Genomic DNA, 16,860 nt, shown 5'->3' with positions numbered 1-16,860 from the left:
GAGCCTACCACCATGGCCGACAAGCAGCCCGAACCGCAGACGGCGACGGACTCGCCGGAGGTCTTCGCGCCGGAGAGCTCACTGCTCGACAGCATCATCTCCGAAAGCCGGGTCGCGCGCTCTGAGAGCGAGCGCTCGCGTACCCGCGACCTCATCGACGAACTCGTCAATCAGGTACTCGAAGGCGAGGTCACGCCCAGCAAGGACCTGATCGCGGTACTGGACGCCCGCATCGCCGAGATCGATTCGCTGCTCTCCGATCAGCTCAACGAGGTCATGCACGCCAGCGAGTTCCAGCAGCTGGAATCCTCATGGCGGGGGCTCAAATACCTCGTCGACCAGACCGAGACGAGCACGAACATGAAGATCCACGTGCTCAACGCGCCGAAGAAAGACCTGCTCAAGGATCTCAAGTCGGCCTCGGAGTTCGACCAGAGCGCCCTGTTCAAGAAGGTCTACGAGGAGGAGTACGGCACCTTCGGCGGCGCGCCGTACGGCATGCTCGTCGGCGACTACGAGTTCGGCCGCCATCCGCAGGACATCTACCTGCTCGAGGAGATCTCCCACGTCGCCGCGGCGGCGCACGCCCCGTTCATCTCCGCGGCCTCGTCGGAACTCTTCGGCTGGGACTCGTTCACCGAGATGATCGGCCCGCGGGACCTGGCCAAGATCTTCGACACCGTCGAGTACGCCAAGTGGAAGTCCTTCCGCAACTCCGAGGATGCCCGCTACGTCGGTCTGACCCTGCCCCACGTCCTCGGGCGCCTGCCTTACGGCGAGGAGACTAACCCGGTCGAGGCCTTCAACTTCACCGAGAACGTCGACGGCCGCGAGCACAACAAGTACCTGTGGATGAACGCCGCCTACGCCATGGGCGCCCGCGTCAACGACGCCTTCTCGCACTACGGCTGGTGTGTCGCCATACGCGGCGTCGAGGGCGGCGGACTGGTCGAGGACCTCCCCACGCACACCTTCCGCACCGACGATGGCGAGGTCGCCCTGAAGTGCCCGACGGAGATCTCGATCACCGACCGTCGCGAGAAGGAGCTCTCGGACCTAGGGTTCATACCGCTGGTGCACTGCAAGGGTACGGACTACGCCGCGTTCTTCGGCGTGCAGTCCGCCCAGAAGCCCAAGCAGTACAACACCGACGTCGCCAACGCCAACGCACGGCTGTCCTCGCAGCTCCAGTACATCTTCGCCACCTCGCGCATCGCGCACTTCATGAAGGCGATCATGCGCGACAAGGTCGGCAGCTTCGCCTCCCGGCAGAACGTGGAGAGCTACCTCAACGAGTGGCTGTCCCAGTACGTGCTCCTTGACGACAACGCCGGCCAGGACGCGAAGGCCCAGTATCCGCTGCGCGAGGCCCGGGTGGAGGTCGCGGAAGTGCCCGGCAAGCCCGGCGCGTACAAGGCGGTGACCTTCCTGCGCCCCCACTACCAGCTCGACGAGCTGACCGCTTCGCTGCGTCTGGTCTCGGAGCTGCCGCAGTCCACGCGCGGCAGCTGACGCCGCGCCGGCCGCGGGCCCCCTGGCCCCGCCCCGCCACGCCCGGCACAGGGACGCGCGGGGCGGGCGGTGCCGCATCGCGAAAACAGGTCAAGGAAATGACGGCAACATCGCGCCAAATGATACCGACCCTGCTCGACCGCCTGCTCGACGGGGCGCCGAGCCAGCCACACGACCCGGGCCCCGGGCACCGGTGTACCCTGGACGACTACCGTGCCAGCGTTGTCCGCGACCTCGAGATGCTGGTCAACACCCGCCAGGACCTGCTGGCGGCGCAGCTCGATGCATGGCCGGGCCTGCAGGGTTCGCTGCTGGAATACGGCCTGCCGGACTTCACCAGCCGCGGGCTGAACTGCGCGGACGAGCGCCGCCGCATCCGGCGTGAGCTCGAACGCACCATCGAATGCGGCGACCGCCGCTTCAGCGGCGTGCACGTGAGTCTCGCCGACTTCGAACACGGCGACCGGATCCTGCGCTTCCGCATCAAGGCCCTGCTCACGCTGTCCGAAGCGGACGAGCAGGTCGCCTTCGATGCCGTGCTCCAGGTCAGCACCCGCCGGTACACCGTCCGGACCCTGCGCTGATGCTCGACGAGCTGCTGCCCTACTACGAGCGCGAACTCTCCCACCTGCGCTACCTGGGACAGGAGTTCGCGAACCGTTACCCGAAGATCGCCTCGCGGCTGCTGCTCGGCGCCGACGACTGCGAGGACCCGCATGCCGAACGCCTGATCGAGTCCTTCGCGTTCCTCAGCGCCCGGATCCACAAGAAGCTGGACGACGATTTCCCGGAGATTGTCGAGGCCTTCCTGGACGTGCTCTACCCCCACTACCTGCGCCCGACGCCGGCGCTGTCCATCGCGGAGTTCGACCCCGGCCGTGAGACGACGCTGTCCAGGCGCTATCACCTGCCGCGACACAGCATGCTGCACTCGCGGCCCGTCGAAGGCACCCCCTGCCAGTTCCGCACCTGCTACCCGGTCGATGTCTGGCCCATCGCCGTTACTGATGCCGCCCTCACCCGGCTCGAGCGATCCTCGTTCAACGCCCACGGCAACGAGCACGTCGCCCGGCTGACGCTCTCGCTTCAGGCACTGGGAAGCACCAACTTCGCCAGCCTCGGCATCGACCGGCTACGGTTCTTTCTCGACGGCGAGGGCGGCCTGATGCACCCCCTCTACGAGCTGCTGCTCAACAGCACCGCACAGGTGGCGGTACGATTCGTGGACGGCGGCCGCGAGCGGCAGGTGCGCCTGCCGGACGCCCCCCTGACCCCGGTGGGTTTCGCCGAGGACGAGGGGCTGATCGACTACTCGCCCCGCTCGTTTCTCGGCTACCGGCTACTGCACGAATACTTCCTGCTGCCCGAGAAGTTCCTGTTCTTCGACCTCAACGGCCTGGACCGGGCACTGCGGGAGCGACCCGCCACGCATGTCGAGATCGATTTCCTGTTCAGCGACTTCCATCAGCCCGAGCGCCTCGCGCGACTCGCCCAGAACATCGGCCGCAGCAACTTCCGCCTCGGCTGCACCCCCATCGTCAATCTCTTCCCCCAGCAGGCCGAACCCATCCGGCTGACGCACACGCGGCCGGAATACCCGGTCGTCCCCGACGTGCGCCATGCGAAGGCCACGGAGATCGTCTCCGTCGACCGGGTGACACGGATCGTGCGCACCACCGGCGAGGACCGCGTACGCCCCTGCCCGCCTTTCTTCGAGCCGGGCCACGTCGATGACGGCGAGGAGACGCCTTGCTACTGGCTGGCCCGGCGAGTCCCGGCCGCCTCCGGGGAAGGCACCGAGATGCGGCTGCGCCTGGTCGACCGCGAGCTGGGGATGCTGGAGGCGAGCAGTGACACCCTCAGCATGGCGCTCACCTGCAGCAATCGCGACCTCCCGCAGCTGATGCGTTTCGGCACGCCGGAAGGCGACTTTACCCTCGAAAGCGAGGAGATCGTCCGGCACATCCGCTGTCTGCGCAAGCCCACGACCAGCGTGCGCACACCGCTGGGCCGGGGCCTGGTCTGGCGGCTGGTCTCGCACCTGACGCTGAACCACACCTCGCTGGTCTCCCAGGGCCGGGAGGCGCTACTCGAGATGCTATCGCTCTACGACTACCGGGGCGCGTCTGCGGTGCGCAAGCAGATCAACGGGATCCTCTCCATCGACAGCCGGATCACGACCACGCGCATCGGCCATCCGCGCCCGAGCTTCGTGCGCGGCACCGCCATCACCCTGGAAATGGACGAGAGCCAGTTCACCGGCAGCGGCGTATTCCTGTTCGGGATGGTCCTGGACCGGTTCTTCGCCCAGTACTGCACACTCAACAGCTTCACCCAGCTCACGCTGCGTTCACGCCAGCGTGAAACGCGAGTCGCCGCATGGCCCCCGAGAACCGGCACACAGCCCCTGGTCTGATCGACCAGGCACGGGCGGAGCCCTGGCGTTTCGGCTTCTTCCAGCTCGTGCGCCTGCTGCGGCTGCATTACAGCCGCAGCGGACGCATCGACCCGGAGAACCGGCCCCACGACGATCCGCTTCGCTTCCGCTCGCTGCTCTCGCTGCGCTTCCCGCCCAGCGAGGTGAGTGAGCTGCGTTTCGAGGAGGGGCACGCACACGCGCCGGGCGGCGACGCCCTCACGGAGCTGCAGGTCACCTTCATGGGCCTCGTCGGTCCATCCGGGGTGCTGCCGCGCCCCTACACGGAGATGCTGATCAATCGCCACGTGGACAGTCGCGACGACGCCGCGCATGCGTTCTTCGACGTGTTCTCCCACCGGATGATCGCCCTGTTCTACCAGGCGTGGCAGAAATACCGGTTCCACATCGAGTACGAGCGCCGCGGCAGCAGCGACCTGGAGAGCGGCCTGCACCACCTCCAGGGGCTGACACCGACGACACTCCGGCAGCTCAACGACGGCGGACGCCCCGGGCGCATCGAGCGCGACCTGTTCAGCCACTTCGCCGGGCTCTGGAGCCAGCGCCCGCGCAACGGCCACAACCTGGAGGCGATCGTGGCGAACGCGACCGGCGCGCGCTGCCGGGTTACCCCGTTCTCCGGACGCTGGCTCACCCTGGACCCCGCCCAGTACACCCGGCTCGGCCAGCGCAACGCCCGCCTCGGCAAGAGCGCGGTGGCCGGCACCCGGGTACGGGACCATCAATCGCGGTTCACCGTCTCGCTGGGCCCGCTGGACGAGGACGGCTACCGCGCCCTGCTGCCGGGCACAGGGCGCCACGAGCGGCTGAAACGCATCATCCGGCTGTTCGCCGGCCCGGGGCTGGACTTCGAGATCGAACTGATTCTCGGCAGAGATCACCTCCCCCGCCCCCGACTCGGCCGCTCCGGCGGCCTGAGCCTGGGCTGGCTCGGCTGGCTCAAACGCAACGACGGCCCAGCCGCCGATCATGGCCGGGCGGTATTCGAAATCACCTATGACGGAGCATCGGTGTGAGTCTCAAATCCCTGTTCGACAAGCTCGACGACGCCTGCCGCAACGCCAGCGAGGGCGCGGCAGCCCTTTGCCTCTCGCAGCAGCAGCACGAAGTGGACATCGAGCACCTCCTGCTCAAGCTGCTGGAGACCGACAACGGCGAGATGCTGCGCATCCTCCGCCACTACGGCGCCGCCAGCGACCGCCTCGCCGGCGAGCTCGAGCGCACCATCGCGACGTTCAGAAGCGGCAACACCCGCACCCCCGTACTCTCGCCGCGCCTCACACGGCTGATCGAACGCGCCTGGGTCAGCGCCTCGATCGAGCACGGCGCCCGGCGCATTCACGGCGGCCACCTGCTGCTGGCCCTGCTGGCCGACGACGAGCTGCGGCGCATCGTCGCCAGCGGCGCCCGCGAGCTGGAGAAAATCAATGCCGACGACCTCAAGGCCCACCTCGACGAGCTCGTCGGTCCGGGACCCGCGCAGGCCACGGCGACACCCGACGACACCGCCGCGGACCACGGCCCCGCCCCGGCCGAGGGACACTGCCGCACCCTCGCCCTCGATCACTACACGGTAGACCTGACCGCCAGCGCCCGAGCCGGGCACATCGATCCGGTACTCGGCCGCGAGGCCGAGGTCCGCCAGATAGTGGACATCCTCACCCGGCGCCGCCAGAACAACCCGATCCTCACCGGCGAGGCCGGCGTCGGCAAGACCGCAGTGGTGGAGGGGCTGGCCCGGCGCATCGCCGACGGTGACGTCCCGCCCCCGCTCGCCGGCGTCCAGCTCCGCACCCTGGATCTCGGCCTGCTACAGGCCGGTGCCGGGGTCAAGGGGGAATTCGAGAAGCGGCTGAAGGACGTGATCGAGGAGGTCAGCAGGAGCGTGACGCCTATCGTCCTGTTCATCGACGAGGCCCACACGCTGATCGGCACCGGCGGCCAGGCAGGTCAGGGCGACGCCGCCAACCTGCTCAAACCGGCCCTAGCGCGGGGCGAGCTGCGCACCATCGCCGCCACCACCTGGGCGGAGTACAAGAAATACTTCGAGAAGGACGCCGCGCTTGCCCGGCGCTTCCAGGTCGTGCGCATCGAGGAGCCCGACGAGGCCACGGCCATCCACATGCTTCGCGGTCTGGCCGGGCAAATGCGCGCCCACCACGACGTGACCCTGCGCGACGAGGCCGTCACCCAGGCGGTCCGGCTCTCGCACCGCTACCTCAGTGGCCGGCAGCTTCCGGACAAGGCCGTCAGCGTGCTCGACACCGCCTGCGCCCGCGTTGCGCTGGCCCGGACCACCCTGCCGGGAGCCCTGGAGGATACCCGGCGGCGCATCGACAACCTGACCACGGAGATCGCGAGCCTCGAACGCGAGCGCCGCGAGGGGCACGACCACGACGACACCCTCGCCGCACTCGATGCCGCACTGAACACGGCCCGGGAGGAGGCCCGCGAGCTGGAGCGGCGCTGGACGGCGCAGCAGGCGGTCGTCGAACGCCTCGGCGCGCTGGAACGCGAGCTCGACGAGACCGGCGACGACGCCCGGGCCGACGACATCGCGAGGCGTATTGGCGAGACCCGGCGCGAGCTGGCGCAGGCCCAGGACGGGGAGGCGCTGGTGCACGGCCACGTCGACGGCAATGCCGTCGCGGAGGTGATCTCCGGGTGGACGGGCATCCCCCTGGGCAAGATGCTCGCCGACGAACTCACCACCGTGCGCCGCCTGCCGTCACTGCTCGGCGAACGCGTGCTCGGCCAGGACCACGCCCTGGAGGCCATCGGTCAGCGCATCGCGATCTCCCGCGCCGGCCTCGACGACCCGGCCAAGCCCGTCGGCGTGTTCCTGCTGCTCGGCCCCAGCGGTGTCGGCAAGACCGAGACCGCCCTGGCCCTCGCCGACACCCTCTACGGCGGCGAGCGCAACGTCATCACCATCAACATGTCCGAGTATCAGGAGGCCCACACCGTCTCCGGCCTGAAGGGCTCGCCGCCGGGCTACGTGGGCTATGGCGAGGGCGGCGTGCTGACCGAGGCGGTACGCCGCCGGCCCTACAGCGTGGTCCTGCTCGACGAGGTGGAGAAGGCCCACCCGGACGTCCTGGAGCTCTTCTTCCAGGTGTTCGACAAGGGGGTACTCGACGACGGCGAAGGCCGGGAGATCGATTTCCGCAACACGATCATCCTGCTGACCTCCAACGTCGGCACCGACGCCATCATGGAGCGCTGCCTCGGCCATGCCGCGCCGCCGGCCCCGGAGGCGATCGTCGCGGCACTGCGCGACACCCTCAACACCACCTTCAAACCGGCGTTCCTCGGCCGCCTGAGCATCGTCCCCTACTACCCGGTGCACGGCGAGATCCTCAGGCGAATCGTGACAATGAAGCTGGAGCGCATCCGCCAGCGCTTCCTTCACAACCATCGTGCCGGGCTGACGTTCTCCCCGGCGGTGGTCGAGGCCATCGCCGCCCGCAGCACCGACAGCGACAGCGGCGCCCGCAGCATCGACCACATCCTCGCCGGCACCCTCATGCCGGAGCTCGCCGCGCACGTGCTCGACCGCATGGCCGCGAACGACCCGGTGGAGCACCTGGAGGTGGATCTGGGTACAGGCGGGAACTTCATCTACCGGAGCCCGTCGGCCGACGAACCCGCGCTGGCGGTGTGAACCATACCCGCCCAGGGCCGCACGCGGTACCGCGGGCCCGGCGCGTATACCGGCCTCAGTTCAGGATGGGCGGCCAGGAAACGATGTGCTGGAAAGGGCCTGGCGAACACCCCAACGCGGACAACCGGGGCACCAAAAACATGCCATACCGCCCGGCCCCATCCCTCGACAAGGGTGTCGGGCGCGTTCCGGCACGAGTCACGCAGAGTCAGACCGTTCCCGCCGTAGGCCGGTTGCCCGAAGGCAGCCGACGATGGCCCGGAAGAGGACGGCGATTGCGGGGAGCCGTCAGCCCGCGGAAGCGGCCGGTACCGGCCGTTCGTGTGGATCGGGCACCGGGAGCGTGCGACACCCTCGCCCTGCCGACAAGCACCCTGCGGACGCCCGCCGCCCCGGGGCACACCGGGCGAGGCCACCGTGGTCGGTTGCCAGGAGCAACCAATCTATACCCGCCCTCGGCAACGGGCCCTAGGGGTTCACGCCGCCGGCCGCCGCCAGGGCCGACGCGAGCTCCGGCTCCAGGGCGTCCAGACGGGGCAGCAGCGCGGACTCGCCGGCGGCGAGCACCGGGATGAAGCGCTCGTCATCCACCCCGGCGTCACCCGGTGCCAGGGTATCCATGGTGACGCTCGCGATGCGCGGGATCCCCTGGGTGACGACACCATAGTGGCTAACGGGCAAGGTACCGGACAGGGCCTTGAGCACGAGCAACCGAGAACCGCCATGGGTCGCTGGCGTGTCGTCGTCCGGGCGCATGAGCGGGATTCGGCGGCCGCGCCAGTCGGCGAAGCCGGCGAGACGGTCATGTCCCCCTTCAGGGACCGCGGTCCCCGGATCCGTGACCTCGGCCACCACTGCGGCCGGCACCAGCCACTGGACGCCCCCGACGGGGACGACGAGACAGCGAATGCTCTGTGACTCCGCCATAAGTTCAGCCCGATCCCTCGTGTTCCAGTCCGACTGCCGGGACCGCCCCGGCGAGCCACTCCGTCAGCGCCGAGGCCAGCCCCTCCGGCGTCGCGCGCCCACGTACCCTCACCCTTGCGGCCGCGGCATCCGGCATGCTGGCGACGACTGCGCTGTCCACGCTCTGGGCCCACACCGAACCGCCGACGGCATCTATCGCCCGCGCGCCTTCGGCGCCGTCTTCTCCCATGCCCGTGAATACGATCATCGCCGTATCGGCGCCGAAGCGCACGGCGACCTCCGTCGCGACGTCATCGATGCAGGGCCGAAGCAGCACACGCGACGGCGGGGCTGCGTCGCCTGCCTCCGTCAGCCGCCCTGACTGGTCGAGCACGAACGCGCGATCCACCGGGCAGACCCATGCCCGGCCCGCCGTAAGCGCGTCGCCGGGCCGGGCCTCGGCAACGGGAAAACCGGCCACCCGGCCAAGCTGGCGGGCGAGCTCGGTGGTGAACCCCCCACCGATATGCTGGGCGACCACCAGGGTCGCCGGCGGTGGCCCCTGTAGTGCGGCGAAGAACCGCCGCAACGCCGGCGGTCCGCCGCTGGAGGCCGCCAGCACGACCACCGGTGCCGGTCCCTGCTGCGGCGCCGCGGCCGGGTGCATATAGCCACGCACCTTCACCGCGATCCGCCCGAGCTCGCGCTCGTCCAGGCGCGATGCGTCAGCGAACACGATGCCACCCGCCCACGCCGCGAGCAGGGCATCCAGCACCGGGGCAGGTTCGTCACCGACATGGGCCAGGTCCACCACCAGGCAGCCGACCCCATCGAGCCCAATGCCGCCGGCCGCCGTGTCGAGGCCGACGCCGTAGACCGGAGCCAGCCCCCGGGCCTCGAGACCGCGGCACAGGCACCGGCGGCGCTCGCCGACGGCAATCACGCCGATCGCTGCGTCACACGGGGGCACGCCCGGTCTCCAGCAGCTCCTGGAGCGCCTCGAGCAGTTCCGTCTCCTGATAGGGCTTGCCCAGGTAGCGATCAACGCCGGTGTCCATGGCACGCTGGCGGTGTTTCTCGCCGGTGCGGGAGGTGATCATGATGATCGGTGTCTCCCGCGTTTCGGGCTGGTTGCGCATGTGCGCAGCGAACTCGTAGCCGTCCATACGCGGCATCTCGATGTCCAGCAGCACCGCGTCCGGCGTCTGCTCCTGCAGCCGGGCGACGGCATCCAGACCGTCCTTGGCGGTTATCACCTCCATACCGTTGCGCTCGAGCAGCCTCGTGGCGACCTTGCGCATGGTAATCGAGTCATCAACCACCATGACCAGCGCCCGCTCGCGACGGGGTGCGGGTGCGGAGCGCTGGGTCTCGCCCTCCAGGAACCGGCCGCGGTAGCGCATCAGCGCACCGACATCGAGGATCAGCACCACGCGTCCGTCGGCAAGTATGGTCGCACCGAAGATGCCCGGGATGGTGCTCACCTGCGGTCCCGGGGATTTGACCACGATGTCGCGACTACCGAGCAGGGTGTCCACCTGCAGCGCCACGGCGTGCTCGCCGGCACGCACCAGCACCAGCGGGGCTAGCGCACGGCCCTCATCGGGTACGCCGGTGCCGGCGCCGAGCAGCCCCCCGAGACTCACCACCTCGTATTGGGCGCCGGCGTACTCGTAGTAAACGGGCTCGTCGCTCGCGAGGGCACCGGCGAGGAAGGAGCGCTCGGCACGAACCACGCCGACGATGCTCGACAGCGGGATGGCGTATGTCTCATCACCAACCTGGCAGAGCAGCCCCTGGTTGAGCGCCAGCGTGAACGGCAGGCGTACGGTGAAGCGGGTACCCTCGCCCTCGCGCGAGTCGATCTCCAGGCTCCCACCGAGCTGGCGGATCTCCGCGTTGGCGACATCCAGCCCGACACCGCGGCCGGCCACCTGGGTGACCCGCGAGGCGGTGCTGAAGCCCGGCTCCAGCACGAACTGCATGATCTCCCGCTGGGTCAGCGCGGCGCCCTCGGTCATAAGGCCCTTCTCGACGGCCCGGCGGGAGATCGCCTCCAGATTCATGCCACCACCGTCGTCGCCGAGCCACAGCACCACGTCCGCGCCCTCGCGGGCGACCTCGATGGTGATCGTCCCGGCCTCGGGCTTGCCCTCCCGGCGGCGCTGCTCCGGCGGCTCGATGCCATGGGCCACCGCGTTGCGCAGCATGTGCTCCAGCGGCGGGACCATACGCTCGAGCACGCTCCGGTCCATCTCGCCCTCACCGCCACGGACCTGCAGCTCCACCTGGCGACCGAGCTCCCGGCCTGCCTGACGCACGATCCGCCGTAGCCGGGGCACGAGGTTGACGAACGGCACCATGCGCGTGCGCATCAGCCCGTCCTGGAGCTCGGTGTTCACCCGGGACTGCTGAAGCAGCAGGGTCTCGCTCTCGCGGCTGAGGGTCTGCAGCGTGGTCTGGATGCTGGAGAGGTCGTTGACGCTCTCGGACAGGGCCCGGGAGAGCTCCTGCATGCGGCTGAAGCGGTCCAGCTCCAGCGGATCGAAATCGGCTCCGCCGTCGTTCGCGGTCTCACCGGGGGCCTCCGGTCCGCCCGCCTCCGGCGGGGCCTCGCTGTCGCCCGTGGGCTGCGCGGGACCGGCATCGCGTTCGAAGCCGAAGCGGATGTGGCTCTCGGTCTCTATCTCCAGCGAGCGCAGCTGCTCGCGCAGCCGGGTGACGGTCTGCTCCAGCTCCTGGAGGTTGAAATTCACCGCACCGGCCTGCTGGTCCAGCCGCGCCCGATAGATATTCACCTCGCCGGCATGGTTGACCAGCTCGTCGAGCACCTCGGCGCTCACGCGGACGACGTCGCTGCGCGTCGCCGGTGCCGCGGCGGGGCGCTGCGGGGCCTCGGCGGGGGCCGTTCCGGACTCCGCGGCTGGCACGGCCTCACCGCTCTCGCCGGCCAAGGAGTCCGACTCGTCCCCGCCCTCGGCGCTGTCGCCCCGGTAGCCGGCGATCTGCTCACGGACCACCGTGGCATCCTCGGGCGTCTGCCCGGCGGCGACGGCGTCGCGCTGGGCGAGCAACGTCTCAAGGCCGGTCTCGAGCAGGTCCTGGTGCGCGTCGTCAGGCTCCTCGCCCGCCGAGCGCACCAGCGTCTCCAGGTCGTGGGCGAGATCGGCGACGGCGGTCATGCCCGTGGTCCGGGCACCGCCCTTGAGGGTGTGCAGGGCCCGCGCCAGTGCCTGACGATGCTCGGCCGAGGCCGGCTCCGCCCGCCATGCCGCGGCGGTGCGTTCCAGGGCGTCGAGCAGCTCCGCCGCCTCCTCCAGGAAGATATCCCGGAGCTCTGTAGCGTCATCGTCACCGGCATCCGCCGGGGTCGCCCCCGCAGCACCGGGGGAGCGCAAGCGCTCGACAAGGTCCGGGTCGGGCTGCGGCTGTTCGCCATGGCCGGCCCGGTCGACCAGGTCGTCGAGCTCGTCGACGGCACTGCGCAGCAGACCGAGGAAACGATCGTCGGCCGGGATATTCCCGGCGGCGGCGGCGCTGGCCAGCGTCTCCGTCGCATGGCAGAGGTCGCCGATGGCCCTGAATCCGGCCAGCCGGGCACCGCCCTTGAGGGTGTGGAGTGTACGCTGCACCGAGTGCAGCCGTGCCGGCGGGTCGGCGGCGTCGTTCCAGCCCCCCAGGGCCGCCTCCAGCTCGGCAAGCAGGTCCGCGGCCTCGTCGAGGAAGATACCGACCAGCTCCGGATCCAGCTCGTCGGCCGCCGGCGGTGTCTCCTCCGCGCTCTCCGCGCTCTCCGCGCTCTCCGAGACCTCCGAGACCTCCGAGACCTCCGGGACCTCCGGGACCTCCGGGACCTCGGGGACCTCGGGCACGTCGGGGGCATCAGTAATCGGCGGGAGGGTATCGGTGCCCGCGACCGGCGGCGTCACCGCCTCCTCGTGACCCCGCGGCATCGCCGCACCCCATGGCTCGGGGCGCGCGGCGGGATATGCAGGCGCCGCGTCGGCATCCGTGGGCATGGCGGTGCCCCGGGGTTCGGGCCGGGCCACCGGGAACGGCATGGAGACCACCCGGGCGCGATCGCTGATCTCCTCCAGCGACGGTCCGTCCCCGGTATCGCGTCCCCGCTCGGCGATCTCGTCGATCAGCCCGCCCGCCTCCGGCGGGACCTCCCCTTCGCCGAGGCTCACCAGGACCTCGCGGATGGTCGTCACACCGCGTCGCAGCAGGTTGCGGTCGTCATCATCCAGAGAGCGGTGCTCACCGAGACGCGAACGGACGAGGTTTTCCAGGGCCCGGCCGATGTTGGCGATGTCGTCGACACCCGCCATCCGGGCCGACCCGGTCAGGGTATGGACCGTGCGCACCAGGGCCTCCGTCGGCCGCGCCGCCGCGGACGAATCGGCCGCCGAGGCGACCTCCGAGAGGTGCTCATCGGTCTCTTTGCGGAAGATTTCGTAGAGGGTCGGATCGATGGCAGGCGCCGCGGACCTCTCTGCGCCCTCCCCATCGGCTTCGCCCGTGGGCTCTGTGGCCTCTTCGACGGATTCGGGGACCGCCTCCGCCGGAGACTCCGGCACCGCCGCGGCGTCCCGCCCCTCCACAAGGGCTTCCGCCCGGGCCATGAGCGCGCGGGCCTCGTCGAAGGGGCCATCGCCCTCCTGGGCCGTGGCCTCGGCAATCCCCGGGACGAGACCGATGGCCTGGTCGACCACATCGAATACGGGCGACGTGGCGTCACGGCTGCCGTCGAGAATACGGTTGAGAAGGTTCTCCACCGACCACGCCAGCTCGCCGAGGAGCAACGCACCGGCCAGGCGACCACTGCCCTTGAGGGTATGGAACATCCGCCGCGTCGTCAGGAGTGAGTCGCGGTCGTCCGGATTGCCGCGCCAGGCCGGGAAGCACTCGTTGAGCGTCTCCAGGACCTCCCCGACCTCCTCCATGAAGATCTCCAGGATCTCTGGATCCGGCTCCGCGGCACGCACGGGAACGTCATGGTCGACGCGCCCCCGCTTGCTCGCGAAATCGATCGCGGGGGCGCTCTGCGCCGCGGCCTGATCCCCGCCGGCACCGGCATTCGCGGCCCCCTCGGCGTCCGTTTCCAGCGAGGAATCGAGTTCCGGCGGCGGCTCCGCCGGCGCCGACACCTCCGCCGGCGTGTCCGCGGACACGCCCTCGAACACGGCGTCTCCGAGATCGAGGAGGGGCTGTTCATCCGCGGGCGGCGCAGCACCGTCCGCACCAGCGTCCTCTTCCGGCGCCGTATCCCCGCCCTCCACCGGCCCGTCAGGCTCTTCGGCCACGGCATAGATCGGCACCAGTCGCTCGAGCACCGACGCCGCCATGTCCAGGATCGGCTCGACCTCGTGTCGCCCCTCGCTCACCGCTTCCAGATAGTACTCGAGACTGGTTATGGCGTCGGCCATGTCATCCAGGGTGGTGTCGTCCACCGGTCCCGGCGTCCGGAGAACGCCGGCGGTGACCCGCGCGGCGTCCCCGACGAGCTCACTGAACCGGGACATCGACAGAAACCGGCCGACGCCCTGCAGGGAATGGAAGCTGGCGGCGAGGGACGCCTCCGCCTCCTCACCCTGGCCGGCCTCGAGGTCGCGGACGATGGCCTCGCGGATCCGGGCCATCTCACGCCTGGCCTCTTCGAGGGCCTGATCATGGACGGACTCGTACTCCGCCTGGAAACCGCTCGCCTCGCCGGGCTCGGCGTCGTCGGCATGCCCCTCGGCGAAATGGCGCAGGGCGGCCTCGACCGACAGCAGGGCCTCGGCGACCGCCATAATGCCCTCGTCGTCCGGGTCGCCGTTCACCAGCGTTTCCGCATGCTCGGCGAGGGCACGGCGCTGGCTCTCCAGCCCGAGCACACCGAGGGTATCGCTCACCCGGTGCATGCCGTCGGCCGCCTCGCGCAGACGCTCGCTGTCGGCGTCGCCGGCGCGCACGTGCAGGTCGAGGCTATCCTTGACGGCGGCGACGTCCTCCCGGAGCACGCCGGCAACGGTGCGCAGGGCATCGAGATCCGCACCTTCGCCGCCCTCGGACTGCAGCCGGGCGATGCGCCGTCGCAGTCCGTCCAGGTCGTAGACCTGCTGCACGGCGCGGACCCGCCTGCCGGGACTGTCGACGCCGGCGAGGACATAGAGCATATCCCGCAGCAGATCGGGACGCGGCTCGGCACCCGCGCCAAGATCGGCGAGGCGCTTGAGTTCGCGCTCCAGGCGCGGCAGCAGGCCGCGGACCTGAGCGTCGTTGCCGTCCACACTGCCCGTGCGCAGGGCCTCGATGAGGGCACACCCGACCCACCACGGGGCCGCCCGACGCGCGTCGGGCGCCGCCTCGTCCATGCCGGACAGGGCACGGGCCATGCGCTTCAACCCGTCCTCGGCATCACCGCGCAGCCACGCTATCAGTCCGCGCTGGAAGAACGCACGGGCCCTTGGTGCGAGCTCCACGCGCCGGTCCCCGCTGTCCCGCGGCGGGCCGTCCTCCCGGGCATCCACCGCACCGAAATCGGGTGTGAACAGGATGGCCTCGGTGACCTCGGTCCGGCCATGGGCACCGCGCAGCTCGTTGATGATCGACAGCAGCGGGAAACGGGTCTCGGCACCGCTGACCGTGAGACGCTCGAGATAGCGCCGAAGCTGGAGGATCGCCCCCATAAGCGCCTCACGGGCCGGCCCGGCGTCGGCCACGTCGCCGGTGAGCAGGTCGCCCGCCAGCGTCTCCATCTCCTCCGCGCACAGCGCTGCGTCGTTGAGCTCGAGCATCCGGAGGATGCCCAGCACCTGGTGAAGATGGGTGGCGCAGAATTGCAGCCGGGTCTCGTCGCCGCCGTGCTCCGCGTACTCCTCCAGCGCTTCCGCGGCCTGCTGCAGCGTGGCGTCGAGCTCACCGCTCACCCAGCCGAGCACGCTGTAGTCCATGCCTGTCTCCCGGCCCATCAAGAGGCCTCCTTGCTGAAGGCGAGCACGTCCTCACCACCGACACGATGCAGCCCCGCCAGCGACGCCGGCAGGAACTCGCCGCCGCCGAGGATCATCAGGCCGCCGGGTCGCAGCCAGTCGGCGAGGCGCCGCACCAGCCGCTCACGCTGCCGGCGGGCGAAGTAGATCAGCACATTCTGACAGTAGACGACATCCAGCGGCGGCAGTGTCACCGGATCGTCGGTCAGCAGATTCATCTGGACGAAGCAGACCCGGCGGCGGATACGCTCGGCAATACGCCAGCGTGCCTCGCCGACCGGCTCGACCCCGTTGTCACGCAGAGACCGGGGCAACCGCGAGAGCCGCATGGCCGGGTATTCGCCCCGGCGGGCCACCGCCAGGGCGCCCAGACTGATGTCCGTGCCCGTAACCGCGTAACCGCGGCCACCACCGAATGCCTCCTCCAGCACGAGCGCGAGGGTGTAGGCCTCCTCACCGGTGGCACAGCCAGCGCTCAGCACCTGAAGCGCCCGCGAGCCCCCGGGGGCCTCGTCGCGGCAATACCGGCGAAAAAGCCCCAACCCCTGCGGGTCCCGGTAGAAACGCGTTTCCTGGACCGTGAGCAGGTCCACCAGCGCGCTCCATTCCACCGCCGCCCCCGGCCCCCGGGTCAGCCAGCGATAGTAATCCTCCGGATCATCGACCCCAGTGGCACGCATGCGGCGGGCGAGCCCCGTGGCGAGGAAGCTGTGTCGCTCGCGCGGGATCTCCACACCGGTGCGCTCGCGAATCAGCATCGCCCACCGGTCGAAGACGTCTTCCTCCATACGCGGCACGCCCCCGGCGACGGACATGCCGCCGGGGGAAAGCTCAACGCTTGGCGCTCGCGCGGCACTCACCCGGCGCCCCCTACTGCGTGCGCTTCTCTTCGGGCAGCTTGAAGCCGGCCACCGACTCGCGCAGCTCGTTGGCGAGGTCGGCCAGGTTGCCGATGGAGGTCGCCGTCTCGTTGGTACCCGCCGAGGTCTGCGAAGTGATCTCCTGGATGACGTTCATGGTGTCCGAGACGTTGGCGGCAGCATGGGCCTGCTGGCGCGAGGCCTCGGAGATGCTCTGGATCAGGCCGGCGAGCTGCTCGGAGACGTTCTCGATCTCGCGCAGCGCGGCACCGGCCTCCTCGGCCTGGCGGGCGCCCGCCACCACGCCGGCGGTGCTCTGCTCCATGGTGATAACCGCCTCGTTGGTTTCGGTCTGGGTCGTCTTGACCAGCGCCTCGATCTGCGTGGTGGCATTACAGGAAGGCTCGGCGAGGCGGTGGTCATCGTCGGGGACCACCGCGAAGCGCCGGGCGGACGCGCCGGCCAGGGCCGCGTGGATGGAGGGATTGTGGGCGGGGAGGTTGG

The 16,860-nt window shown here is 70.0% G+C and carries 10 protein-coding genes; 5 read left to right on the top strand and 5 right to left on the bottom strand.

Going from position 1 to position 16,860, the window contains the following annotated elements; translation table 11 throughout:
• The first annotated feature begins 12 nt into the window (after positions 1 to 12).
• From tssC to tssH, 5 genes are all read left to right on the top strand, one after another.
• A complete protein-coding gene (gene tssC, locus ACEZHJ_RS00620) occupies positions 13 to 1,512 on the top strand; it encodes a type VI secretion system contractile sheath large subunit (protein ID WP_163139627.1) in 1,500 nt (499 codons plus the stop codon).
• A gap of 119 nt (positions 1,513 to 1,631) precedes the next feature.
• The gene (gene tssE, locus ACEZHJ_RS00615; protein ID WP_163139629.1) at positions 1,632 to 2,096 is read left to right on the top strand and encodes a type VI secretion system baseplate subunit TssE; all 465 of its coding nucleotides are present in this window, start codon (positions 1,632 to 1,634) and stop codon (positions 2,094 to 2,096) included.
• Positions 2,096 to 3,928 (top strand): type VI secretion system baseplate subunit TssF, encoded by a 1,833-nt coding sequence (gene tssF / locus ACEZHJ_RS00610; protein WP_163139631.1) that lies wholly within the window; start codon positions 2,096 to 2,098, stop codon positions 3,926 to 3,928. The genes tssE and tssF overlap by 1 nt, the downstream gene beginning before the upstream one ends.
• Positions 3,892 to 4,965: a type VI secretion system baseplate subunit TssG gene (tssG, locus tag ACEZHJ_RS00605; RefSeq protein WP_018718747.1), complete on the top strand. Its 1,074-nt coding sequence runs from the start codon at positions 3,892 to 3,894 to the stop codon at positions 4,963 to 4,965. The genes tssF and tssG overlap by 37 nt, the downstream gene beginning before the upstream one ends.
• The gene (gene tssH, locus ACEZHJ_RS00600) at positions 4,962 to 7,613 is read left to right on the top strand and encodes a type VI secretion system ATPase TssH (RefSeq protein WP_375036124.1); all 2,652 of its coding nucleotides are present in this window, start codon (positions 4,962 to 4,964) and stop codon (positions 7,611 to 7,613) included. The genes tssG and tssH overlap by 4 nt, the downstream gene beginning before the upstream one ends.
• 468 nt (positions 7,614 to 8,081) lie before the next feature.
• Here tssH and ACEZHJ_RS00595 read toward each other — a convergent pair whose 3' ends face one another.
• From ACEZHJ_RS00595 to ACEZHJ_RS00575, 5 genes are all read right to left on the bottom strand, one after another.
• Complete coding sequence (locus ACEZHJ_RS00595) at positions 8,082 to 8,540, bottom strand: hypothetical protein (RefSeq protein ID WP_375036123.1); 459 nt, start codon at positions 8,538 to 8,540, stop codon at positions 8,082 to 8,084.
• Between the two features lie 4 nt (positions 8,541 to 8,544).
• On the bottom strand, positions 8,545 to 9,489 hold the full coding sequence (locus tag ACEZHJ_RS00590) for a chemotaxis protein CheB (RefSeq protein WP_018718744.1): 945 nt from the start codon (positions 9,487 to 9,489) through the stop codon (positions 8,545 to 8,547).
• Positions 9,476 to 15,475, bottom strand: a complete 6,000-nt coding sequence (locus ACEZHJ_RS00585) for an Hpt domain-containing protein (protein WP_375036122.1) — start codon at positions 15,473 to 15,475, stop codon at positions 9,476 to 9,478. Before ACEZHJ_RS00585 ends, ACEZHJ_RS00590 begins: the two co-directional genes overlap by 14 nt.
• Positions 15,475 to 16,284, bottom strand: a complete 810-nt coding sequence (locus tag ACEZHJ_RS00580) for a protein-glutamate O-methyltransferase CheR (RefSeq protein WP_205599945.1) — start codon at positions 16,282 to 16,284, stop codon at positions 15,475 to 15,477. The genes ACEZHJ_RS00585 and ACEZHJ_RS00580 overlap by 1 nt, the downstream gene beginning before the upstream one ends.
• 82 nt (positions 16,285 to 16,366) lie before the next feature.
• Positions 16,367 to 16,860, bottom strand: a 494-nt coding sequence (locus ACEZHJ_RS00575) for a methyl-accepting chemotaxis protein (RefSeq protein ID WP_375036121.1), incomplete at its 5' end; no start/stop codon positions are given.

The organism is Arhodomonas sp. KWT2, from assembly GCF_041949875.1.
Classification (GTDB): domain Bacteria; phylum Pseudomonadota; class Gammaproteobacteria; order Nitrococcales; family Nitrococcaceae; genus Arhodomonas; species Arhodomonas aquaeolei.
This window is presented reverse-complemented; position numbering and strand designations above follow the sequence as displayed.

Coding starts and splice junctions, on each gene's coding strand:
- ACEZHJ_RS00585 (WP_375036122.1), bottom strand. CDS start 15,475: ATGGGCCGGGAGACAGGCATGGACTACAGCGTGCTCGGCTGGGTGAGC.
- tssG (WP_018718747.1), top strand. CDS start 3,892: ATGGCCCCCGAGAACCGGCACACAGCCCCTGGTCTGATCGACCAGGCA.
- tssE (WP_163139629.1), top strand. CDS start 1,632: ATGATACCGACCCTGCTCGACCGCCTGCTCGACGGGGCGCCGAGCCAG.
- ACEZHJ_RS00595 (WP_375036123.1), bottom strand. CDS start 8,540: ATGGCGGAGTCACAGAGCATTCGCTGTCTCGTCGTCCCCGTCGGGGGC.
- ACEZHJ_RS00580 (WP_205599945.1), bottom strand. CDS start 16,284: ATGGAGGAAGACGTCTTCGACCGGTGGGCGATGCTGATTCGCGAGCGC.
- tssF (WP_163139631.1), top strand. CDS start 2,096: ATGCTCGACGAGCTGCTGCCCTACTACGAGCGCGAACTCTCCCACCTG.
- tssC (WP_163139627.1), top strand. CDS start 13: ATGGCCGACAAGCAGCCCGAACCGCAGACGGCGACGGACTCGCCGGAG.